Consider the following 20,359-nt stretch of genomic DNA (forward strand, 5'->3'; position numbering starts at 1 on the left):
CGGATATAAGACCGCAGCCGATACCTAACACGCCAAAACGCTTAAACCAAACCTTGGCATCCGGGGCGGTGTTCATATAAGGGGAGCAAACCGCCAGCGGGAGGACGTCTGCCGGCAAGCGCTAGCCGCGCCGCTCCGCCCCCACCCGCAGCCCGTTGAACACCACCAGCAGGCTCGCGCCCATATCGGCGAACACCGCCATCCACATCGTCCCCATCCCCAGCACCGTCAGTACCAGGAACACGGCCTTGATGCCGAGCGCCAGCGCGATGTTCTGCGTGAGGATGCTTGAGGTGCGGCGCGACAGGCGCACAAAGGCCGGGATCTTGCGCAGGTCATCGTCCATCAGCGCCACGTCGGCCGTCTCGATGGCGGTGTCGGTGCCGGCTGCGCCCATGGCGAAGCCGATATCGGCACGCGCCAGCGCCGGTGCGTCGTTGATGCCGTCGCCCACCATGCCGATGCGGCCGCCGCGCGCGTGGGTGGCGCCGGCAAGCGCCGCAATGCCATCGGCCTTGTCCTGCGGCAACTGGTTGCCGCGCGCCTCATCGATGCCGACCTGCGCGGCAATGGCTTGCGCCGTGTGCGGATTGTCGCCCGACAGCATCAGCGTCCTGACGCCCAGTTCATGCAGCTCTGCAATCGCCTGCCGGCTGGTGTCGCGCACGGTATCCGCCACCGCGAACAGCGCCAGGGCCGTGGCGGCGCCGTTGCCGTCGACGCGCGCCAGCAGCACCACGGTCTTGCCCTCGCGCTCCAGCGCTTCGAGCCGCGCCTCCAGCGCCGGCGAGCAGGCACCCATCTCATGCACCAGGCGGTGGTTGCCCAGGCAGTACGCCACGCCCTGTACCTTGCCGCGCGTGCCGCGCCCCGCCAGCGCCTCGAAGTCGTCCACCGGCAGCGTGCCGATCCCGTCGGCCGCGGCCGCCGTGGCCACCGCGCGCGAAACCGGATGGTCCGAGCGCGCCGCCAGGCTGGCAGCAATGGCGCGTGCCTGCGGCGCGTCCTCGGCCAGCAGCGCATGGTTGGTCTGCGCGGGCTTGCCGTGCGTGATCGTGCCGGTCTTGTCCAGCGCCACCCAGGCCAGGTGCCGGCCCTGCTCCAGGTACACCCCGCCCTTGACCAGGATGCCGCGGCGCGCGGCCGCGGCCAGCCCGCTGACGATGGTCACCGGCGTGGAAATCACCAGCGCGCAGGGGCAGGCGATCACCAGCAGCACCAGCGCCTTGTAGATCCAGTCGACCCAGGCGCCGCCGATGGCCAGCGGCGGCACCACCGCGACCGCCAGCGCAATCGCGAACACCGTGGGCGTGTAGATGCGCGCGAACTGGTCGACAAAGCGCTGCGTGGGCGCACGGCTGCCCTGCGCGGCCTCCACCGCGTGGATGATGCGGGCCAGCGTGGAATCGCTGGCGGGCGCCGTCACGCTGTACTCCAGCTCGCCGGACTGGTTGATCGAGCCGGCGAACAGCGCATCGCCCTCAGCCTTGTCGACCGGCACGCTTTCGCCGGTGATGGGCGCCTGGTCCAGCGCCGACTGGCCGCGCACGACCTTGCCGTCAAGCGCGACGCGCTCGCCCGGCCGCAGCCGCACCAGCGCGCCCACGGCAACGCCAGCGGCGGGCACGGTGTCCCAGCTGCCATCGGCGCGCCGCACCGTGGCCTGTTCCGGCGCCATCGCCATCAAGCCGCGGATCGCATTGCGCGCCCGGTCCAGCGAGGCCGCCTCGATGCGCTCGGCCAGCGCGAACAGCACCATCACCATGGCCGCTTCCGGCCACTGGCGCAGCAGCAGTGCGCCGGTGACGGCAATGCTCATCAGGGCATTGATGTTCAGGTTGCCATTGCGCAGCGCGATCCAGCCCTTGCGGTAGGTGGTCAGCCCGCCCAGCGCCACTGCCGCCAGTGCCAGCACGGCAGGCAGCCACGGCAACCCCAGGCCCAGCCACTCCGCCGCTTCGGCACCCAAAGCGGCCACGCCGGCCAGCGCCAGCGGCCACCAGGGCTTGCTTGCCGTGGATTGCGGCAAGACTTGCTGCGCGGCCTCGGTGCTCAGCGGCACCGGCTGCATGCCCAGGCTCTCGATCGCCCTGGCCACCGGCTCCGGCGACGGCAAGGTGTGATGCACCGTCAGCACCCGCTGGATCAGGTTGAACTCCAGCGCCGCCACGCCCGCCATGCCGCCCAGCTTGCTGCGGATCAGCGTTTCCTCGGTCGGGCAGTCCATCGCGTCGATGCGCCATGCAGCGGTCTGCGCGCCGGCGGGGACGTCGACCGATGCGGCGGGCGTCAGCGCAACCGTGGACGAGCAGCCGCCGCCACAGCAGGCGGAAGCCGCCGGTGCTTGCCGGGCCTCGGCATGGCCATGCCCATGATGATCATGGTCATGGTCGTGGTGGTGATGGTCGTGATCATGCCCGCCATGCCGGTGGGCGGCGCCATCGTGCGCGTGGGCAGCGTGATCTTGAGGAAGTGCGTCCTCAGGTGACGTGCGAGCCATATCTTGTTGTTCCCGCTGGTTTAACCTGATGACATTGAAGACCCTGTAGCGACTACAGAGTCAAGCGGCATGGCAGCGACCGCGGCGCCATGCCGCAGCGGCGGGTCAGTGCTCGCAGTTGACCATCCAGGACATGCCGAAGCGGTCCACCAGCATGCCGAAGCCTTCGGCCCAGAAGGTCTTCTGGTACGGCACCACGACCTGGCCGCCTTCGCTCAGGCCGTCGAAGATGCGCTGGCCCTCGTCCTTGCTGACCGCCCCCACCGACAGGCTGAAGCCGCTGAACGCCGGGCGCTCGCCGCGCCGGCCGTCGGACGCCATCACCTGGTTCTCGCCGAACTGGATATTGGCGTGCATCACCTTGTCCTTCCAGTCATCGGGAACCTCCATGCCGGGGCTCGGCGGGGCATCCTTGTAGCGCATCGCGAACGTGACCTGCGCGCCCAGCACCTTGCCGTAGAAGGCCACGGCCTCGTCGAAACGGCCGCCAAAATCCAGATAGGGTTGCACCTGCATGTCGCTCTCCTTGTGAATGGTCGATCGGGCTGCATGGCATTGGCTGTTCGCCCGCGCGCCATTATGCGCGCGTGCCGGCCAGGTGCAAGCGCCCGGCCGGATTCAGGAAACCGCGGCGGGGGCCGGGGCAGGTGGCGCGGCAGTGGCCAATGTCTCGGCGGGAAATTGCAGCGAGAACATCGTTTCGCCTGCAAGGCTGCGCACCGTCACGCCGCCGCCATGCAGCCGCATGATGGTGTCGACGATGGCCAGCCCCAGCCCGGTCGACGCCGCCGAGTTGCGGCGCGACGGATCGGCCCGGTAGAAGCGCCCGAAGATATGCGGCAGCGTCTCGGGCGGGATCGCCGGGCCGGCATTGGTCACGCGGATGCAGGTCGTGCCGCCGCCCGGCGCCGGGGCGCGCTCCACGTCGAGCTGCACCGTGCTGCCGGCCGGCGCATGGCGCAGCGCATTGTCGAGCAGGTTGGTGACCGCGCGGCGCAGCAGCGTCTGGTCGGCCTGCACCATTGCCGTACCGTTCACCGCCAGCGCGACATCGCGGTCGGCGGCCACGGCCTCGAAGTACTCGGCCATCTTGTCCAGTTCTTCGCGCGCGTCCAGCGTGCGGATGCCCAGCGCCACCTGCGCATGGTCGGCGCGCGCCAGGAACAGCATGTTCTCGATCATGCGCGCCAGGCGCTCGTACTCTTCCAGGTTGGATTCGAGCAGCGCCTCATACTCGGCCACGCCGCGGCTCTGCGCCAGCGTGACCTGGGTCTGGCCGATCAGGTTGCTGATCGGCGTGCGGAAATCATGCGCCAGGTCCGCCGAGAACTCGGACAGCCGCGAGAAGCTGTCCTGCAGCCGCGCCAGCATGTCGTTGAGGGCCGCCGCCAGCTCGCGCAGCTCGGCCGGTGCGCTGCCCACGTCAAGCCGCGTGGCAAGGCGGCTGGTGGTGACCGCGGCGGCATCGGCAGCCATGCGCCGCAGCGGCCGCAGCCCGCGCCGCGCCAGCACGAAGCCCAGCCCCGCCGCCACGGCAGCGCCGCACAGCGTGGCCCACAGCACCTGGTGGCGGTATTCGCGGATCAGCGCCACGCGGTAGCCGGCATCGCGCAGCACCACGATCTCCACGGCCTTGTCCGAATCCCCCAGCTGGCCCAACGCGGCAATGCCGCGCGAGGGCACCCCATTCTTGGGGTACCAGGTCTGCAACATGCTCTTCTCTGGCTGCGCGGTGGCAGGCAGCACGCGCAGCGGCGGCACGGATTCATTGCGCGGGTTGAGCGTGACCAGCGGCTCGCCCTGGCGTGAGCGCACCACCAAGATCAGCCCCTCATGGCCCATTGCAATATCGGCAAAGCGGTGGGTATCGGCGCGGATCTCGGCCTCGCTGCGCACCTCGCGCAGCAGGTGGCGCACCAGCAGCACCTCGCCGACCAGCTCGCTTTCGTCGCGCCCCTCCAGCTGCGCCGACAGTGCCCCGGACAGGTAGGCCGCCACGCTGGCAAGGATCACGGCCGTGGCCAGCCCGTACGCCAGCGCCAGCCGCGTGGTGAGCGAAGACGGCAGCCGCATCATGCGTCCTGGCCCCGGTCCTCACTGTCGTCCAGCACGTAGCCCATGCCGCGCCGCGTGTGGATCAGCTTGTGCGGGAAGGGATCGTCGACCTTGGCGCGCAGGCGCCGGATCGAGACATCGACCACATTGGTATTGCTGTCGAAATTGACGTCCCACACCTGCGAGGCGATCAGCGACCGCGACAGCACCTCGCCGCGCCGGCGCGCCAGCAGGTACAGCAGCGCAAACTCCTTGGAGGTCAGGTCGATCTTCTGGCCGGCGCGCACCACGCGGCGGCGGATGGCGTCGATCTGCAGGTCGGCCACTTCGATGAACTCGCTCTCGCGCAGCGGGCCGCGCCGCAGGATGGTGCGGATGCGCAGCACCAGCTCGGCAAAGGCAAAGGGCTTGACCATGTAGTCGTCGGCGCCGAGCTCCAGCCCCTTGAGGCGGTCCGACAGCTCGTCGCGCGCGGTCAGGAACAGCACCGGGGTATCGCGCTCGCGGCGCAGCTCGCGCAGCACCTGCCAGCCATCCAGGCCCGGCAGCATCACGTCCAGCACGATCAGGTCATAGGGATGCTCGCGCGCATGGGCCAGGCCGTCCGCGCCGTCGCGCGCCAGGTCCACCACGAAGCCGGATTCGGTCAGGCCCTTGTGCAGGTAGTCGCCCGCCTTGGGTTCGTCCTCGACAATCAGGATACGCATGATTCGATCACTTTCCGGGCGGCACCAGCGCCGCCATGGCGTAACGCTAGCCGAGGATGACCGCCAATGGGCAAAGATTTCAGAAATGTCATCGCCATGCCAGGGCAATGCAGGCGGAAACCCCGGTAAAATGCGCGCTCACCACCGGCGTCATGCCGGCTTACGCCGCCCTTGCCCCCATTCTGCCCGCCCCCCTGCCGATGAAACGCCTGCCGAATTGCCTGCTGCTGTCCCTCGCCATGCTTGCGCTGCCCGTATCCGGTGCCGCGGCGGCAGTGGCCACGGTGTGCAGCGCAGTACAGGCAGCTGGGCTGTCGCTGCCGGAACGGCACGCGGCTGCAAAAATGGAGGCGGAAGCGGCGCTGGACGGCACCGGCCCGGGCACCTGCCGCGGCAGCGCGGTCCAGGTGATGGCCGAGCCTTCCGGCAGCGGGCATCCGCTGCAACTGCACGATGCCGATGCGCCGCAGGCGACCGGCCAGGGCGCCACGCCGCTGGAGACGCAGCCATCGGCCGCGTCCGGCGTGCTGCGCGAACTGCCTGCGGAGGTGCTGGTGCATTGGGCGCACGCGGCGCCAATGGCCACGCCGGGTGCATTCACCGACATCCTGCCGCTGGAACGCCTGCTGCCCGCACGCTGCTGAGCGCGTCATAGCGGGCACAGCGCCCGCATCGCTTCTTTTCTGTTTTACGGAATACCGTTGGCACCGGCAAGGCGCGGCGAATTGTCGCGCCTGCGCTTTTTATCCGACGCGGAAGAATTCGATCGACTGCCCGGCGTTCACGGCCCGTTGCAGCCAGTCTGGATACTCGCCCTGCCCGTCCCAGCTCTGGCCGAGCGCATTGCGGTATAGCGGGCGTGCAGCGGCAGCCTTGGGGGCGGCCGGCGGGATAAGCTGGGCCACGGCTGGCGCGGCGTCAGACGCCGGCTCTTGCCCGGCGTCGATGGCAACATGATCAAAGCACCCGGCGGCGACGAGATCGTCGAACGTCAGGGCATGACGGTCCATTTGCTCGCGGATCCACGCCACCGCAGCGAGTTTGGCTGAATCAGACTCGGACATGACTCTAGTGAGAGGCCCGCTGCATTTCCGCGGGCAATGAAAAACCGGCGATGGAACCGCAAGCCGGTCGGATAGCCGTGATTCTACAGCCTTTGCCGGCGCTGCTGCTTTTCCCTCATGAGCGCGCGGCCAATTGCCGTGCGCTTGCCGCGCACGCCCGCTGCCGAGTGACAGCAATGTCATGTGCCGGTCATGCTCGTGTGGGCACGCGCTGCCTAGACTTGCTTCACCGCCGCCCACCCCGGGCCGGCACCCTTACGGAGAAGCGACTCATGCAAGCACTCAGGCAAGTCTTTGTGGCCACCGCCCTTATTGCTGCCGTGGTCGGCACTGCGCAGGCTGCACCGCGCAACGTCGATCCGTTCAGCGACGGGGCGCACAGCGCCACCGGCACCCGCAGCCCGTTCACCGACGGCGCCCGCAGCCTCATCGAAACCCGCAGCGCGTTCACGGACGGTGCGAACGCCGCAACGGGTCCGCGCAGCCCCTTCACCGACGGCGCGCATAACCCCAACGGCCCGCGCGACAGCTTCAGCGACGGCGCCCTGACGGGACCCGGCCGGGAAGCGCCTCAGCGCACCTCGCCGTAGATGCGGCGCGCATCGGCCGCGTCGGCAATCGGCCGGCCCAGCGTCAGGCCGCCCTGCACCGCCTGCGCCACCAGCGCATGGTTGCCGGGTGCGCGGCTGCCGTCGCGCAGCAGCAGGTTGTTCTCGAATCCCACCCGCACATGGCCGCCAAATGCCGCGGCCGCGGTCACGCAGGCATTCTCTTCGCGGCCGAAGGCGCAGATCGCCCATGGCAACGCGTCGCCGGACTCGCCCGCGGCCTGCAGGAACGGCAGCAGGTCGTGCGGCGACGACACCTGCCCGGCGGCATAGCGCCCCAGCACGTACAGCACCGACCATGCGCCCGGCGGCACCATGCCGCGCTCACGCATCGACTGCCAGCGCCGCACATCGGCCACGTCATACAGGATCACCTGCGTCATCACGCGCTCACGCGCCAGCCAGGCGAAGAACGCCGCCAGGTCGCTGTCCGGGATCTCCGGCACGGCCACTTCGCGCAGGCCCACCGAAACGGCTTCGGGCCGCAGCTCACGCACCATCGCCATCTGCTCCGCGGCCTGGTAGACGCCCGCGGCCTCGCTCGTCACCTGCACCAGCAGCGCTTCGCCCACGGCCTGCTTCACCGCGGCCAGCGCGTCGCGGTAGGCCTGCACGTCGAGGGAGTGGCGGCCCTCGGCATCGCGCACATGCATGTGCATCATGGCTGCGCCGGCATCCAGGCAGGCGCGCGCTTCAGCGGCCAGTGCCGCGGCCGTCAGCGGCACTGCCGGATGGTCGCTGGCGCGCTTGTAGGCGCCATTGGGCGCCACGGTGACGATCAGCGGCGCATCGGCCAGCGGCACGCGGGCCGCGGCTACAGGGGCTTGGGAAGGGGTCTGGGTCATGGCTCGATCTCGGGCAGTTCAGGCGCGATCAGCGCCAGGCCGGCGCGCAGCAGGCTGTCATAGCGTGCGCGTTCGGCGGCAATGGTTTCGGGGGTCCACTGGTAGAAGCCTTCGCCGCGCTTCATGCCGTGGCGGCCGTCGGCGGCGCGCTCGGACAGGCAGCGCGCCGGCTGGTCGTCGTTGCAGAAGGTCGGGTACATGGTGGCGCCGGCGGCCGCGTGCACGTCGATGCCTGCGTGGTCGCGCTGCAGCACCGGCCCGGCCGCCAGGAAGCGAAAGCCGAAGCCGAAGCGCACCGCCGCATCGACATCCTCCGGCGAGGCAATGCCGCGGTCGATCAGGCTGAAGGCCTCGCGCGACAGCGCATGCTGCAGCCGGTTGGCAAGAAAGCCCGGCAGGTCCTTGCGCACCTTGACCGGCACCATCGCACAGCGGCGCATGAAGGCGATCAGCGCGTCGGCACAGGCCTCGTCGCTGCCATCGCCCATCACCACTTCCACCAGCGGCACCAGGTGTGCCGGCATGAAGAAGTGCAGGCCCAGCATGCGCGCACGCGTGTCGAGCCCCGCGCCGATGGCGCTGATCGGAAAGCTGGAGCTGTTGCTGGCCAGCACCGTATCGGGCCGCGCGCGCCGCACCAGCTCGGCAAAGAGCGCCTGCTTCAGGTCTAGCCGTTCCGGGATGCACTCGATCACCAGGTCCACGGTGGACCAGTCCACCGCATCCAGCGTCGCGGCCACCGCCAGGCGCTCCGCGCCTTGTTCACGGCCGATCGCGGCCAGGTTGCCGCGCACGCGCCCCGGCAGGGCGCCGGCGCGGCCGGCGTCAGGCTCGACCACGGTGGTGCGGCACAGCGCGCGGGTCAGCACCACGGCAACATCGGCGCCCATGGTGCCGCCGCCCACCACCACCGCGTGCGCGGCGCCGGGGCGGCTCAGGATGACCGGAGCGGTCGGGTTCGACATTAGGTTCTCCCAGGAATCCCGGCAGTGTAGAGAACTTGCTTTGATTGAAGAAGTCGATTTTCTGGATAAAATGATCCATAAATCAGATCAATCGCATGACCCGGCCGGCATCAGACACCGCCGACCGGCTGCCGCCTATGAAAATCAACCTGTCGATGCGCGACATCGAAACCACGCTGGTGCTTGGCCGCACGCTGAACTTCCGCCAGGCCGCCAGCCAGCTGCACCTGTCGCAATCCGCCCTGTCCACGCAGATCCTGCGCATCGAGGAATCCCTCGGCGTGCGCCTGTTCGACCGCACCACCCGCACCGTGCGCCTGACCGCAGCCGGCCAGGTCTTCATGCAGCAGGCCGCGCTGCTGCAAGCGGCGTTCCGCGGCGCCATCGACGCCGTGACCGGCATTGCCAGCGCCGAGCGCGGCCAGGTTGCGGTGGCGGCGCTGCCCTCGCTGGCGGCGCGCATGCTGCCGCGCGTGCTGATGGCCTACCACCAGACGCGCCCGGAGGTGGCACTGAAGGTGTTCGATACCCTCTCCGGCCCGGCCTTCGACCTGGTGCGCGCCGGCGACGTGGATTTCGCGCTGACCGCCGCCGACCCGCAACAGGCGGACCTGCAGTATGAGCCGCTGCTGTCGGACCGCTTCGTGCTGCTGATCCCGTCGGCGCACCCGCTGGCGCGCAGCCCCGGGCCGCTGCGCTGGGCGGATACGGCCAGCGCGCCGCATGTGTCGATGACGCACCCGAGCAGCGTGCGCCAGTACGCGGAATGGGCCTTCCTGCAGAACCGCATCCGCTTCCAGCCGGTGTTCGAGGCCGAGCGCCTGGCCACCATCGCGGCCATGGTCGAATGCGGCTTCGGCGTGGCCGCGCTGCCCGAGATCGCGGCCGGCACGGTGCGCCAGCCCGGCATTGTCGAGCGCCTGCTGACCGCGCCGGTGACCGAGCGCTCGATCGGGCTGGTGACCTCGCGCAACCGCAGCCTGTCGCCGGCGGCTGCCGAACTGGCGGCGGCGGTGCGCGCGCAGCTGGCGATTCCGCCCGTCCATGACACTGCGGACACGGAGGCCGGCGCATGAGCATCATCGTCAATGTCCTGATCCTGGCCGGCGCGCTGCTGGCCATCGTCGCCGTGGTACAGGTGGCCGCCGCGCGGCTGGTGTTGCCTGAGTCCACCCTGCTGTCGGCCATCGGCATCGCCATCGGCGCGGGCTACGTCGCCATCGATGCGGCCCACCCTGACTTCGCCCGGCATTTCCTGCACCCGCTGATCGACCCCGCGCTGCCGCCCGAGGCCTACCTGTGGATCTTCCTGCCGCCGCTGCTGTTCCACGCGGCACTGACCGCCGACGTGCGCAGCATGCTGCCGGACGCGGCCCCGATCCTGCTGCTGGCGGTGGTTGCCGTAGTGGTGGCCACCGGCATGATCGGCGTGGCCACGGCGGCGGCCAGCGGCATGCCGCTGGCGGTCTGCCTGCTGCTGGGCGCGGTGGTGGCCACCACCGACCCGGCCGCGGTGATCGCGATCTTCCGCGACGTGGGCGCGCCGGCCAGGCTGATCCGGCTGGTGGAGGGCGAAAGCCTGCTCAATGACGCCGCTGCCATCGCCATCGTCGGCGTGCTGGTGGCGATGCTGACCGGCCATGGCGCGCAGGCAACGCTGGCCGCGGGCCTGCGTGAGCTGGCCTGGTCCTTCGTTGGCGGCGTGGTCTGCGGCGCGCTGGCCGGGCGGCTGGTGTCGGACCTGCTGCCGCGCCTGGCCGGCCTGGCCATGGCCGAGAGCGCGCTGACGCTGGCGCTGCCCTACCCGCTCTACCTGCTGGCCGAACAACTGCTGGGGGTCTCCGGCGTGGTGGCAGTGGTGTGCGCCGGCCTGATGGTCAGCGCACTCGGGCCCACGCGGCTGAACCCGCCGAACTGGCGCCACCTGCGCATGATCTGGGAGCAGTTCGCCGGCATCGCCGGGGCAGTGGTGTTCCTGCTGGCCGCGGTGCGCGTGCCCTCCATGCTGGCGGGCGTGACCACGCATCACGGATGGCTGCTGCTGGCACTGGTGGCCGCCGCACTGGCCGCGCGCCTGGTGACGCTGTTCGGGCTGCTGCCGCTGCTGTCCTGGCTGCGCCTGAGCGCGCCGATCAACGGCGCCTTCAAGCTGGCCATCGCCTGGGGCGGCCTGCGCGGCGCCGTCACGCTGGTGCTGGCGCTGGGCATCGCCGAGAACGACCACCTGCCCTACGAAACGCGCCATTTCGTCGCCATCCTGGCCACCGGCTTCGTGCTGGTAAGCCTGCTGCTCAACGGCACCACGCTGCGCAGCCTGATCCACCGGTTGGGCCTGGACCAGCTGTCGCCGCAGGAACGCGCGCTGCAGCAGCAGGCGATCCACCTTTCCACCGAGGAGGTCGAAGCCATGCTGACGCGCGTGGCCGACTCGTTCGACCTGCCTCCGGCCGCCGCGCGCGATGCCGCGCAAAAATACCGGCACGGCATTGAACTGGGCTCGGCCGAGTTCGACTTTGACACCGCCCTGTCCGAACGCGACCGCCTGACCATCGGCCTGGTCACGCTGGCCACGCGCGAGCGCGAGCTGATCCCCGAATACGGCGACGGCGTGATCTCGGTGGCCAACCTGGACGCGATGATGCGCAACACCTCGCAAATGATCGACGCGGCGCGCGAACAGGGCCGCATCGGCTACAACCGGGCCGCACGGCATATCCTGGACTATCACCTGGGCTTTCGCGTGGCGCTGTTCCTGCACCGCTGTCGCTCGACCGCCCCCTGGCGCGCGCACTGGCTGACCGGTTCGAGCTGCTGATCTGCCGCCAGACCGTGCTGGACCGCCTGCGCCGCTACAACCGCTCGATGCTCACGCCGGTGTTCGGCGCGCGCATGGCAACGGTGCTCGACGGCGTGCTGGAAGACCGCACCAAGGCGGCCGAAGAAGGCCTGGCCGAGATGCGCGCCAAGTTCAGCGACTACACCGTGGCGCTGGAACGGCGGCTGCTGATGCTGTTCGCGTTGCGCAAGGGCCGGCTGTCACTGGAAACCATGCGCGAGGAAGCCGTGATTTCCAAGGAAGCGTTCAACCAGATCGCCCAGGTGATCCAGCAGGCCTGGCAAGCCAACCTGGTGCGCCCGCCGCTGCGCGGCGTCACGGAAAACAAGGGCGGGCCCGGCACGGCGCCGGGCCCGCAACCCTCAGGAGGGGTCCCTGGTACGGGTACGCGAGACCGCCGCCATGATGCCGATGCCAAGCACGATCAGGCAGGCAATACCGATATAGACGGGCGCGAGGCCAGCCGTTTCCATACCCCAGGCAATGCCGGCAACCAGGATCAGCAGGCCGATAATGTATAGCGCGAATGACATGAGTCGGCTCCTTGCGGTGGTGCAACCTGGCTTCAATGTAGGCAGCACGCGATGCGCAAGGGATAGGACAAGGACGGAAGCTGGCGTAGGCGGGTTCTGACCTTGTGGTGATGTGCGCGGCGGACAGCTCCGGCGGCAAAGCCTCCCCTGGGGCTCACCCCTCCACCTGCGCCGGCATCTCCCCCAGCCGCTGCACCGATGTTCGCAAACCCTCCAGGATCGTGTCTGCCACCTTCTGCGGAAAACCCGCAGGCAGTGCTACGCCGACCTCGGCGATCACCGCCGGGGTCCGCGCGATAATGCGCCCGATCAGCGCCTCGGCATCGGCACCCAGAAAGCAGCGCGGTGCCATCGCATTGAAATGGCGGCGCTGGATATCGCGCAGACCGTAGTGCCGGCTGCGGCCGGCGACCGCCATGGCCAGCTTGGCCTTGTGCCAGGAGAACTGGTTGGCGCCCTGGCCCACCACCGGCCAGATCGACATCACGTCGTACAGCGGCGTCATGCGGTAGCGCCCGCCGGCCAGCAGGCGGATGCTGAAGTTCTTGGCGTGCCCGTCCGGCGCGGCAAGCAGCCAAAACAGCAGCTGCGCGGCCAGCAGCGTCTGCAGATCATCGGCCTGGGCCACTGAGTTGCGCAGCACCGTGGCGATCTCGATCATGCCGGGCCCGCCATCGGCCTCGTATTTCTGCAGCGGGCTGAGGCCGAACACCTGGCAGAAATCTTCCTGCAGCAGCCGCAGCAGCCAATTGCCTGACGGATGAGGCTGGCGGTCGAAACGCGTGACGCTCAGCACCTTGCGGCGGCCGAACGTCAGCATCTCGCAATCGGCCACCGGCAAGCCATAGGCGGCAAGGATCTTCAGGCACAGCCATTCGTTTTCCACCGAGGTGCTCAGGTCGGCCCTGCGGTTGCCCACCAGGCCCAGCGGCAGCTTGAAGATATGCGTGGTCGGCGTGGCGCCGTGCGGCCGCAGCCATTGGCCGTCATGGCGCAGCAGCGCAGTCTTCTCCTGCGCGCCGGCGATGGAGATGCGGAAGTCGTCGTCGTGCTCATGCCGCCCAAGCGCGGGGGTGGCGACGATATCCTCCAGCCAGCGCTCGATCTGCTCGTCCGATAGCGGTTCGCCTTCGATCCGGTCGATGCCCGCAGGCGCTTCGTCTTCGCCCAGGATCTGCACCGCGCCCACGCAATCGCGGCCGATGGCGGCGAGCAACTCGAAGGCTTCTACCGAGCCGGTCTGGAAGCGCAGCGCCAACCGGCGCCGGATGGCCTCGCTGTCCGGCAACAGGTTGTCGAAGTAGTTGCGCACGGCATCGCCACGTACCACGCGCCGGTTGCCCAGGCCATACCCGAGCGACAGCGACAGGGGCCGCCCGGCTTCAGAGCGGATCCAATCCTCGTCGTATTCCAGTTCCATCCCGGTACCGGACGGCTGGCGCCAGGTGCCCACGCGCTGCCCGTTGGCCCAGACCGACAGCGCCGACGTACGTGACCTGCGTGCCGCCATGATTACCACGCCACCTCGGACACCTCGGCGGCTCCCGTGGCCCGGTCCTGGACCACCAACTCCAGGCCGAGCGCGCCGACCAGCGCCAGCAGTTGGTCGACGCTGATGCTGTCGGGGTTCAGTTCCATGTGCGACATCCGGCTCTGGCTGATATTCAGCCGCGCGGCAGCCTCGGTCTGATTCAGACCGGCCGCCTTGCGCGCTGCCTGCAGGATCTGGCCAAGCTGCCATGGAGTAGAGACGATTTGCTTCATCGCGTCGAATGGAATACCAATATGATAGGTATTTCTATTTTAGCGATAGCATGGGTATTTTTCAAATACCCATGTCATAGGTATTTTGATTTTAACGATGCCATGGCTAACATCGTGCCAGGCTCTGTATCTGTCCCCCGCGCCAGCGCCCCCGTATACTCTGGGGCCGGAGGCGGCCCAGCCGCCCCGCCGGCGCAGCGCCCTGGCGTGGCATCACGCAAACGGGGCCGCGCCTCACCGATCCCAAACATACAAGCAACGGAGCAGCAGCATGCGTGTCGCATTTCTCGGACTGGGCGTCATGGGTTTCCACATGGCCGGCCACCTCGCCACCAAGGGGCACGAGGTCACCGTGTACAACCGCACCGCCGCCAAGGCGCAGGCCTGGGTCGAGAAGTTCGGCGGCAAAGCGGCGCCCACGCCGGCACAGGCCGTGCGCGATGCGCAGGTGGTCTGCTCCTGCGTGGGCAACGACGACGACCTGCGCGCGGTGCTGGCCGGGCATGACGGCGCCTTCTTCAGCGCGCCCAGCGGCTGCATCTTCGTGGACCACACCACCGCCAGCGCCAACGTGGCGCGCGAACTCTACGCCGCCGCGCACGAGCACGGCCTGCACTTTGTCGACGGCCCGGTCTCCGGCGGCGAAGTCGGCGCAGAGAAAGGCATCCTGACCATCATGTGCGGCGGCGATGCCGACGCCTATGCGCGCGCAGAGCCGGTCATTGCCGCCTACGCACGCGCCGTCACGCGCATTGGCGAATCCGGTGCCGGGCAACTGGCCAAGATGGTCAACCAGATCAGCATCGCCGGGCTGATCCAGGGCCTGTCCGAGGCCATCGCCTTTGGCGAGCGCGCCGGGCTGGACATGCGCCTGGTGCTGGACGTCATCAGCAAGGGCGCGGCCGGCTCATGGCAGCTCGAGAACCGCGGCCCCACCATGATCGACAACAAGTTCGACTTCGGCTTCGCGGTGGACTGGATGCGCAAGGACCTGGGCCTGTGCTTGGACGAGGCGCGCCGCAACGGCGCCGGCCTGCCGGTGACGGCACTGGTCGACCAGTTCTATGCCGACCTGCAGCAGATGGGCTGCGGCCGCGCCGACACCTCCTCGCTGGTCAAGCGCCTGCGCCAGCACGCCAGGGACGCCTGACGCCACCCCTGCGCCACCTGCCGTCGTCCGATTCCTACAGCGCAATCGGCGCGTCTCGGAGAGGCCCCTGCCCGGCACGGGCCTAAGCTGGACACATGGGGCCGGTTGCCTGCAACTGGCCCGGCAACGATGCAGGAGACCATCATGTGGAAACTCGCAAGCGCGCTCCTGGTAAGTGCAAGCATGGCGCTGGCCGGCTGTACGGCGGTAGGCGCGGTGGCCGGCGGCGTGGCCGGACACGAGCTGACTGACGGCAGCGCCGCCGGGACCATCGGCGGTGCCGTGGTGGGCGGCGTGATTGGTCACGAACTGGGCAAGTAAGCAAACCCTGGCCCCTGGCCCACCAAGCAGAAAGGCCGCTTCGCGCGGCCTTTCTGCTTGTTTTGCGGGATTGCCGTTCAGGCTTTCGGCCTGGACGACGCGCCGCCGGTCGCCCGCCGCAGCCGCTGCCACACCAGCACAGGCAGCCGCAGCACGAAGCCGGCCAGCAGCCGCAGGTGCATGCCGGTCAGCAACAGGTTGTCGCGCAGATAGCGGAAGTGCGATACCCCACCCTCGCGCTGGCCGAAGTAGCGCACCGGCGCATCGGCATTGATGGGGCGCACGCCGCGCCAGCACAGGCGCACCGCCACTTCCGGGTCGAAGTCGAAGCGCCGCATCCAGCGGCTCTCGCGCATGACGGCGCGCAGCGGCGCGATCGGGTAGACGCGAAAGCCGTACAAGGAATCCCCGATGCCTGCCCAGAGCGTCTCGACATCCGCCCAGAAGTTGGACATGCGCCGCCAGTAGACCCGCTCGCGCGGTGCGCTGGCGTCGAAGACGGGCCGGCCCAGCACCATGGCGCCAGGGTTGCGCTGCGATATCGCCATGAACTGCGGAATCAGGTGTGCAGGATGCTGCCCGTCCGAATCCATCACCAGCACATGGGTAAAGCCAGCCGCGGCGGCCGCGTCGATGCCATGCAGCACCGCGGTGCCCTTGCCCTGGTTGTGCGGCTGCACCAGTACGCGCAGCCCGGGATCGGTGGCCGCCTGCGCCAGCAGCCACTGGTCACTGCCATCGGTGCTGCCGTCCACGACCACCCAGACTGGCGTCCAGGCGGCGCGCGCCGCGTGCAGCACTTCATGCAGGCGCACGCCGGGGTTATAGCTGGGGATCAGCACCAGGTGCGTGGCGGACGGCTCGGCGCCACCCATGGGGCAGGCGCTGCCGCCGGCCACCAGCGCGGGCCCGGGCATGGCTTGCTGCGGCATGTCGTGCTCCGGTCCTGGCTTTGGGAAAGGGGGAAAGGGTGAGTGCGGCGTGCCGGGCTAGCGCGTGCGGTGTTCCGCCAGATAGATGGCCAGGCTGCCCAGCGAGGCAAAGATGGTCTTGTTGTCGGGGTTGTCCGAACGCAGTTCGACGCCGTACTTGCGCGACACCAGCAGTGCGATCTCGAGGATGTCGATGGAATCCAGCCCGAAGCCTTCGCCATAGAGCGGCGTGGCGGCATGGATGTCCTCCAGCCGCAACTCGGCAATGTCGAGTTCGTCGATGATCAGGCGGGCAAGTTCGGTTTCAAGTTCGGTCATGTCGCTAGGTGGCTGGAACGCCGCTGCGGCATGGGTCCGGGCAAGGTTGTCCAGTCCGCACGGCAGGGCAACCGATGCTATCAAAAGGGGCAAATCCCAGCCAGTTGAGAGAAGTTTAGTAACAACAAAGGTAGCCCTTTTGGGAATCATCACCACGTTGGGCGGGTCTTTTGGGGTATAAAGCGTTCGCTTCGCGCACCATGCGGCACCATTTCCGGCAACGCCGTGCGCCAAGCGACTTACGCTACACACAATATACCCTCGCAGATGCCATCGAGCCAGCAATTCGACCGCCCCTCCACGCCCGCCGCGCCGGCCATGCCTGTGCGGCAGGATGCCGTGCCGGCAGGCCGGCGCCATGGCTGGATTGCCGCGGTGGCCGCCTTTGTCGCCTATGAATCCGCCCTGCACCGTGCGGCACACCAACCGGGTGCCGAAGTCGCCGCCCTGTGGCTCGGGGCGGCGCCGTTCCTGCTGATCGGCTTCCTTGCCTGCCGCCGCGCCGGGGGGCGCCTGCCCGCACTGGCGGCCTTGCTGGCAGCCTGCGCCGCCCTGTGGATCTGGCGCATGCCGCTGGCCACGCATTTCGGCTGGACCTATTTCCTGCAGCACGCCGGCATCAACGCCGCGCTGGGCGTGATGTTCGCGCTGAGCCTGCGCCCCGGCCACACGCCACTGTGCACGCAGATCGCGACGGCAATCCATGGCCAGCTGCCCCCCGCGCACCTGCGCTACACACTGCGCGTGACCCAGGCCTGGACGCTGTTCTTTGCCGCGATGGTGGGTATATCGACGCTGCTGTTCGTGCTCGCGCCGGTGGCGACCTGGTCCAGCTTCGCCAACCTGGCCACACCGCTGCTGATCGCGCTGATGTTCGTGGGTGAAGCCGTGTGCCGCCGCATCGCTTTCCCGGGCATGGCCCACGGCGGCCTGCTGGACGCGGTGCATGGCTATCGCGCAGTCATGGCTGCCCGTGCGGGCCGGCCCGGTTTGCCGCGCTGATGCGCCGCACCCCGGCCCCTACACTGGCAACAGGCACAGGCTCCACCCCATGACCACGCTCCCGATCGTCGCGCATGCCTCGCCCGAAGACATCATCGCCTGGGCGCACGGACGGCCTGTCAGCGTGCGCCAGTTCCTGGCCGATGCGTCCAGCCTGGCCACTGCGCTGCCGGCAGGCGAGCACGTATTCAACGCCTGCACCGACCGCTACCGCTTCACCGTCGGCCTGTGCGCCGCGCTGCTGGCGGGCAAGGCCACCCTGCTGCCGCCGTCGCATACGCCGGAGATGGTTCGCCAGCTGGCCGACTTTGCCCCGGACGCCTTCTGCCTGCATGACCAGCCTGACGCGGCATTCGCCATGCCGGCGTTCCACTTTCACGACGGCCTGCGCGGCGCGGCCACGGACGGGCCAGTCGACATCCCGCAGATTGCCGCGTCCCAGGTCATGGCGTACGTGTTCACGTCAGGCTCGACCGGCACGCCGGTGCCGCACCGCAAGACCTGGGGCGCCATGGCCCGGTGCGCGCATGCCGCGGCACAGCGGCTCGGCCTGCTGGACGGGCGTGCCTGGACCCTGGTAGGCACGGTGCCGCCACAGCATATGTTCGGGCTGGAAGCCACGGTCATGCTGGTGCTGCAGGGCCGCGCGGCCCTGGTGGCGGCCCCGGCTTTCTATCCGGCCGACGTGCGCGATGCCCTCGCCTCGGTGCCGGCGCCGCGTGCGCTGGTCAGCTCGCCCGTGCACCTGCGCACGCTGGTGCAGTCGGGCATGGCGATGCCGCCGGCAGACCTGGTGCTGTGCGCGACCGCCCCGCTTGGCCGCCAGCTGGCGGGCGAGACCGAAACCCTGTTCGGCGCTCCCCTGTGCGAGATCTACGGCAGCACCGAGACCGGCCAGATCGCCACGCGCCGCACCGCGCAGGCCGATGCCTGGACACTGGTGCCGGGCGTGCGGCTGGAAGCACGCCAGGGCGCCGGCGGCGACACCGAGGCCTGGGCCGAAGGCGGCCATATCGAACAGCCGGTGTCGCTGGGCGACGCCATCGCGCCGCTGGATGCCGGCCACTTCCTGCTCCATGGCCGCAAGGCCGACATGCTGAATATCGCCGGCAAGCGCACCTCGCTGGGTTACCTGAACCACCAGCTCACGGCCATCGACGGCGTGCGCGACGGCGCATTCTTCATGCCCGATGACGCGCACGAAGGCGACACGCATGGCCACGTGGTGCGGCTGGTGGCAGTGGCGGTGGCGCCAGGCGTTGCCCCGGCGCAGCTCCAGCAGGCGCTGCGCGCGCGCATCGACCCGGCCTTCCTGCCGCGCCCGCTGCTCTTTGCCGACAGCCTGCCGCGCAATGCCGCCGGCAAGCTGCCGCGCGAAGCCCTGGCGGCGCTGGTCACACGGCTTGCCGGGGCGCACCACGGCGATAACGTGGCAAGGCCCGGCTTTGTCATCGACGCCGATCACCCCGCCATCGCCGGCCACTTTCCCGGCCATCCGATCGTGCCGGGGGTGGTGCTGCTGGACCACGCGGTGCTGGCACTCGGCGCGGCGCTGGGCCGCCGCCTTGCCGTCACCCAGGCCGGCGCCATCAAGTTCCTGAGCCCGGTGGCCCCGGGCGAGCGCGTGGAGATCCTCCACCAGACCGACGCAGCGGCCGATGGCGGCGAGAGTATCCGCTTCACGCTGCGCAGCGCCGGACGCGATGTCGCCAGCGGCTCGCTGCAGGTGCGCGGCGCCGCGCCGCAAGCGGGGGCATCGGCATGCTGAGCTGGCTGTGGAAGCGGCAGCCGCCGCTGCAATCCGAATGGTCCCGCCGCGAGGAGCGCGGCAGCATCACGCTGCTGCGCGTCATGACGTGGATCTCGCTGGCACTCGGCCGCCCCGTCGGGCGCGTGGTGCTGCGGGGGATTGCGGCGTACTTCATGCTGTTCGCGCCGGCGGCACGCCATGCCTCGCGCGCCTACATGGACCGCGCCCTCGGGCGCGAGGCCAACTGGATCGATGGCTACCGGCATGTGTTCACCTTCGCCTCGACCATCCATGACCGCATCTACCTGCTCAACGGACGCTTCGACCTGTTCGATATCCGCCTGCACGGAGAGGCGCAGCTGGAAGCCGCGATGGCGCGCGGCCGCGGCGCAATCCTGCTGGGTGCGCACCTGGGCAGCTTCGAGGTGGTGCGCGCGCTCGGGCGGCGGCACCCGGACATGAAAGTCGCGATCACCATGTATGAGGAAAACGCGCGCAAGCTCAACGATGTACTGCAGTCGATCAACCCGGCGATGCGCCAGGACGTGATCGCGCTGGGCCGCTTCGACACCATGCTGCGGGTGCGCGACTACCTGGACCGCGGCTACATGATCGGCATGCTGGCCGACCGCACGCTGTCGCAGCGCGCCACCGACCCGGTGCAGCAGTGCAGCTTCCTCGGCACGCCGACGGGCCTTCCGACCGGCCCGCTGCGCATGGCGGCGATGCTGCGCCGGCCGGTGTTCTTCATCACCGGCCTGTACCGCGGCGGCAACCGCTACGATGTGCACTTCGTGCCGCTGGCCGACTTCACCGAAACCGCACGCGGCCAGCGCGAGGCCGCCGTGCAGACCGCGCTGGCGGAATACGTGCGCCTGCTGGAGCAGTTCTGCCGCAGTGCCCCGTACAACTGGTTCAACTTCTACGATTTCTGGCACGCCGGCCCGCCGCTGTCTGAACAGCCGCCGCCGGGCAACGAGCCATGACCCGCGAGCCGTGAGCAGCCCCT

General features: G+C 69.3%; 20 protein-coding genes and 1 pseudogene. 10 read left to right on the forward strand and 11 right to left on the reverse strand.

The genetic code is table 11. The annotated features are described in order from the left end of the window. Positions 1-121: 121 nt before the first annotated feature. Entirely contained in the window at positions 122-2,227 is a 2,106-nt protein-coding gene (locus ACW4E8_RS29545) for a heavy metal translocating P-type ATPase (RefSeq protein WP_456807752.1), read from the reverse strand. A 138-nt stretch (positions 2,228-2,365) separates the two neighbouring features. On the opposite strand from ACW4E8_RS29545, the gene ACW4E8_RS29550 reads away from it, so the two are divergent. Continuing rightward, a complete protein-coding gene (locus ACW4E8_RS29550) occupies positions 2,366-2,488 on the forward strand; it encodes a hypothetical protein (protein WP_456807753.1) in 123 nt (40 codons plus the stop codon). Between the two features lie 117 nt (positions 2,489-2,605). Here the strand turns inward: ACW4E8_RS29550 and ACW4E8_RS29555 are convergent, their stop codons facing one another. The 3 genes from ACW4E8_RS29555 to ACW4E8_RS29565 form a co-directional block, all read right to left on the reverse strand. Continuing rightward, complete coding sequence (locus ACW4E8_RS29555) at positions 2,606-3,016, reverse strand: VOC family protein (protein ID WP_013953282.1); 411 nt, start codon at positions 3,014-3,016, stop codon at positions 2,606-2,608. A 102-nt stretch (positions 3,017-3,118) separates the two neighbouring features. After that, positions 3,119-4,576 carry a heavy metal sensor histidine kinase gene (locus tag ACW4E8_RS29560; RefSeq protein WP_456807754.1) on the reverse strand — a complete coding sequence of 486 codons (1,458 nt, stop codon included), beginning with the start codon at positions 4,574-4,576 and terminating at the stop codon, positions 3,119-3,121. Further along, on the reverse strand, positions 4,573-5,262 hold the full coding sequence (locus tag ACW4E8_RS29565; protein ID WP_013953285.1) for a heavy metal response regulator transcription factor: 690 nt from the start codon (positions 5,260-5,262) through the stop codon (positions 4,573-4,575). The genes ACW4E8_RS29560 and ACW4E8_RS29565 overlap by 4 nt, the downstream gene beginning before the upstream one ends. Before the next feature lie 200 nt (positions 5,263-5,462). On the opposite strand from ACW4E8_RS29565, the gene ACW4E8_RS29570 reads away from it, so the two are divergent. Continuing rightward, complete coding sequence (locus ACW4E8_RS29570; RefSeq protein WP_456807755.1) at positions 5,463-5,906, forward strand: hypothetical protein; 444 nt, start codon at positions 5,463-5,465, stop codon at positions 5,904-5,906. A gap of 99 nt (positions 5,907-6,005) precedes the next feature. Here the strand turns inward: ACW4E8_RS29570 and ACW4E8_RS29575 are convergent, their stop codons facing one another. Continuing rightward, on the reverse strand, positions 6,006-6,326 hold the full coding sequence (locus ACW4E8_RS29575) for an H-NS family nucleoid-associated regulatory protein (RefSeq protein WP_456807756.1): 321 nt from the start codon (positions 6,324-6,326) through the stop codon (positions 6,006-6,008). Between the two features lie 272 nt (positions 6,327-6,598). Here ACW4E8_RS29575 and ACW4E8_RS29580 point away from each other — a divergent pair, with 272 nt between their 5' ends. Further along, positions 6,599-6,916, forward strand: coding sequence for a hydroxyquinol 1,2-dioxygenase (locus ACW4E8_RS29580; RefSeq protein ID WP_456807757.1), 318 nt, complete (start codon positions 6,599-6,601; stop codon positions 6,914-6,916). Here the strand turns inward: ACW4E8_RS29580 and ACW4E8_RS29585 are convergent. Continuing rightward, complete coding sequence (locus ACW4E8_RS29585; RefSeq protein ID WP_456807758.1) at positions 6,898-7,779, reverse strand: 3-keto-5-aminohexanoate cleavage protein; 882 nt, start codon at positions 7,777-7,779, stop codon at positions 6,898-6,900. The two genes, ACW4E8_RS29580 and ACW4E8_RS29585, sit on opposite strands and share 19 nt — an antisense overlap. Beyond that, positions 7,776-8,744, reverse strand: a complete 969-nt coding sequence (locus tag ACW4E8_RS29590) for a 3-hydroxyacyl-CoA dehydrogenase family protein (protein ID WP_456807759.1) — start codon at positions 8,742-8,744, stop codon at positions 7,776-7,778. Before ACW4E8_RS29590 ends, ACW4E8_RS29585 begins: the two co-directional genes overlap by 4 nt. Before the next feature lie 137 nt (positions 8,745-8,881). Between ACW4E8_RS29590 and ACW4E8_RS29595 the strand changes: the two genes are divergently transcribed. Further along, positions 8,882-9,820 (forward strand): LysR family transcriptional regulator, encoded by a 939-nt coding sequence (locus tag ACW4E8_RS29595; protein ID WP_456807760.1) that lies wholly within the window; start codon positions 8,882-8,884, stop codon positions 9,818-9,820. After that, a pseudogene (locus tag ACW4E8_RS29600) lies at positions 9,817-12,101 on the forward strand (cation:proton antiporter). The gene ACW4E8_RS29595 and the pseudogene ACW4E8_RS29600 overlap by 4 nt, the downstream one beginning before the upstream one ends. Positions 12,102-12,267: 166 nt before the next feature. Here ACW4E8_RS29600 and ACW4E8_RS29605 read toward each other — a convergent pair. Then, positions 12,268-13,623 carry a type II toxin-antitoxin system HipA family toxin gene (locus ACW4E8_RS29605; RefSeq protein WP_456807761.1) on the reverse strand — a complete coding sequence of 452 codons (1,356 nt, stop codon included), beginning with the start codon at positions 13,621-13,623 and terminating at the stop codon, positions 12,268-12,270. 2 nt (positions 13,624-13,625) lie between these two features. Next, a complete protein-coding gene (locus ACW4E8_RS29610) occupies positions 13,626-13,877 on the reverse strand; it encodes a helix-turn-helix domain-containing protein (RefSeq protein WP_013953293.1) in 252 nt (83 codons plus the stop codon). A 202-nt stretch (positions 13,878-14,079) separates the two neighbouring features. Here ACW4E8_RS29610 and ACW4E8_RS29615 point away from each other — a divergent pair, with 202 nt between their 5' ends. Next, positions 14,080-15,027 (forward strand): NAD(P)-dependent oxidoreductase, encoded by a 948-nt coding sequence (locus ACW4E8_RS29615; RefSeq protein ID WP_456807848.1) that lies wholly within the window; start codon positions 14,080-14,082, stop codon positions 15,025-15,027. 144 nt (positions 15,028-15,171) lie between these two features. Further along, entirely contained in the window at positions 15,172-15,348 is a 177-nt protein-coding gene (locus tag ACW4E8_RS29620) for a glycine zipper 2TM domain-containing protein (RefSeq protein WP_456807762.1), read from the forward strand. Between the two features lie 77 nt (positions 15,349-15,425). Here ACW4E8_RS29620 and ACW4E8_RS29625 read toward each other — a convergent pair whose 3' ends face one another. Both ACW4E8_RS29625 and ACW4E8_RS29630 read right to left on the reverse strand, forming a co-directional pair. Beyond that, positions 15,426-16,280, reverse strand: coding sequence for a glycosyltransferase family 2 protein (locus ACW4E8_RS29625; RefSeq protein WP_456807763.1), 855 nt, complete (start codon positions 16,278-16,280; stop codon positions 15,426-15,428). Between the two features lie 57 nt (positions 16,281-16,337). After that, on the reverse strand, positions 16,338-16,598 hold the full coding sequence (locus ACW4E8_RS29630) for a phosphopantetheine-binding protein (RefSeq protein WP_456807764.1): 261 nt from the start codon (positions 16,596-16,598) through the stop codon (positions 16,338-16,340). Between the two features lie 318 nt (positions 16,599-16,916). Here ACW4E8_RS29630 and ACW4E8_RS29635 point away from each other — a divergent pair, with 318 nt between their 5' ends. The 3 genes from ACW4E8_RS29635 to ACW4E8_RS29645 are packed head-to-tail and all read left to right on the forward strand — an operon-like array spanning position 16,917 to position 20,336. Then, a complete protein-coding gene (locus ACW4E8_RS29635) occupies positions 16,917-17,600 on the forward strand; it encodes an acyl carrier protein (RefSeq protein ID WP_456807765.1) in 684 nt (227 codons plus the stop codon). 49 nt (positions 17,601-17,649) lie between these two features. After that, positions 17,650-19,368 carry an AMP-binding protein gene (locus tag ACW4E8_RS29640; protein WP_456807766.1) on the forward strand — a complete coding sequence of 573 codons (1,719 nt, stop codon included), beginning with the start codon at positions 17,650-17,652 and terminating at the stop codon, positions 19,366-19,368. After that, a complete protein-coding gene (locus ACW4E8_RS29645; RefSeq protein ID WP_456807767.1) occupies positions 19,362-20,336 on the forward strand; it encodes an LpxL/LpxP family acyltransferase in 975 nt (324 codons plus the stop codon). Before ACW4E8_RS29640 ends, ACW4E8_RS29645 begins: the two co-directional genes overlap by 7 nt. The last annotated feature ends 23 nt before the right edge of the window (positions 20,337-20,359 follow it).

This window comes from Cupriavidus sp. CP313, assembly GCF_054072015.1.

Coding starts and splice junctions, on each gene's coding strand:
- ACW4E8_RS29545 (WP_456807752.1), bottom strand. CDS start 2,227: ATGGACTGCCCGACCGAGGAAACGCTGATCCGCAGCAAGCTGGGCGGC.
- ACW4E8_RS29550 (WP_456807753.1), top strand. CDS start 2,366: ATGCCCATGATGATCATGGTCATGGTCGTGGTGGTGATGGTCGTGATC.
- ACW4E8_RS29555 (WP_013953282.1), bottom strand. CDS start 3,016: ATGCAGGTGCAACCCTATCTGGATTTTGGCGGCCGTTTCGACGAGGCC.
- ACW4E8_RS29560 (WP_456807754.1), bottom strand. CDS start 4,576: ATGATGCGGCTGCCGTCTTCGCTCACCACGCGGCTGGCGCTGGCGTAC.
- ACW4E8_RS29565 (WP_013953285.1), bottom strand. CDS start 5,262: ATGCGTATCCTGATTGTCGAGGACGAACCCAAGGCGGGCGACTACCTG.
- ACW4E8_RS29570 (WP_456807755.1), top strand. CDS start 5,463: ATGAAACGCCTGCCGAATTGCCTGCTGCTGTCCCTCGCCATGCTTGCG.
- ACW4E8_RS29575 (WP_456807756.1), bottom strand. CDS start 6,326: ATGTCCGAGTCTGATTCAGCCAAACTCGCTGCGGTGGCGTGGATCCGC.
- ACW4E8_RS29580 (WP_456807757.1), top strand. CDS start 6,599: ATGCAAGCACTCAGGCAAGTCTTTGTGGCCACCGCCCTTATTGCTGCC.
- ACW4E8_RS29585 (WP_456807758.1), bottom strand. CDS start 7,779: ATGACCCAGACCCCTTCCCAAGCCCCTGTAGCCGCGGCCCGCGTGCCG.
- ACW4E8_RS29590 (WP_456807759.1), bottom strand. CDS start 8,744: ATGTCGAACCCGACCGCTCCGGTCATCCTGAGCCGCCCCGGCGCCGCG.
- ACW4E8_RS29595 (WP_456807760.1), top strand. CDS start 8,882: ATGAAAATCAACCTGTCGATGCGCGACATCGAAACCACGCTGGTGCTT.
- ACW4E8_RS29605 (WP_456807761.1), bottom strand. CDS start 13,623: ATGGCGGCACGCAGGTCACGTACGTCGGCGCTGTCGGTCTGGGCCAAC.
- ACW4E8_RS29610 (WP_013953293.1), bottom strand. CDS start 13,877: ATGAAGCAAATCGTCTCTACTCCATGGCAGCTTGGCCAGATCCTGCAG.
- ACW4E8_RS29620 (WP_456807762.1), top strand. CDS start 15,172: ATGTGGAAACTCGCAAGCGCGCTCCTGGTAAGTGCAAGCATGGCGCTG.
- ACW4E8_RS29625 (WP_456807763.1), bottom strand. CDS start 16,280: ATGCCGCAGCAAGCCATGCCCGGGCCCGCGCTGGTGGCCGGCGGCAGC.
- ACW4E8_RS29630 (WP_456807764.1), bottom strand. CDS start 16,598: ATGACCGAACTTGAAACCGAACTTGCCCGCCTGATCATCGACGAACTC.
- ACW4E8_RS29635 (WP_456807765.1), top strand. CDS start 16,917: ATGCCTGTGCGGCAGGATGCCGTGCCGGCAGGCCGGCGCCATGGCTGG.
- ACW4E8_RS29640 (WP_456807766.1), top strand. CDS start 17,650: ATGACCACGCTCCCGATCGTCGCGCATGCCTCGCCCGAAGACATCATC.
- ACW4E8_RS29645 (WP_456807767.1), top strand. CDS start 19,362: ATGCTGAGCTGGCTGTGGAAGCGGCAGCCGCCGCTGCAATCCGAATGG.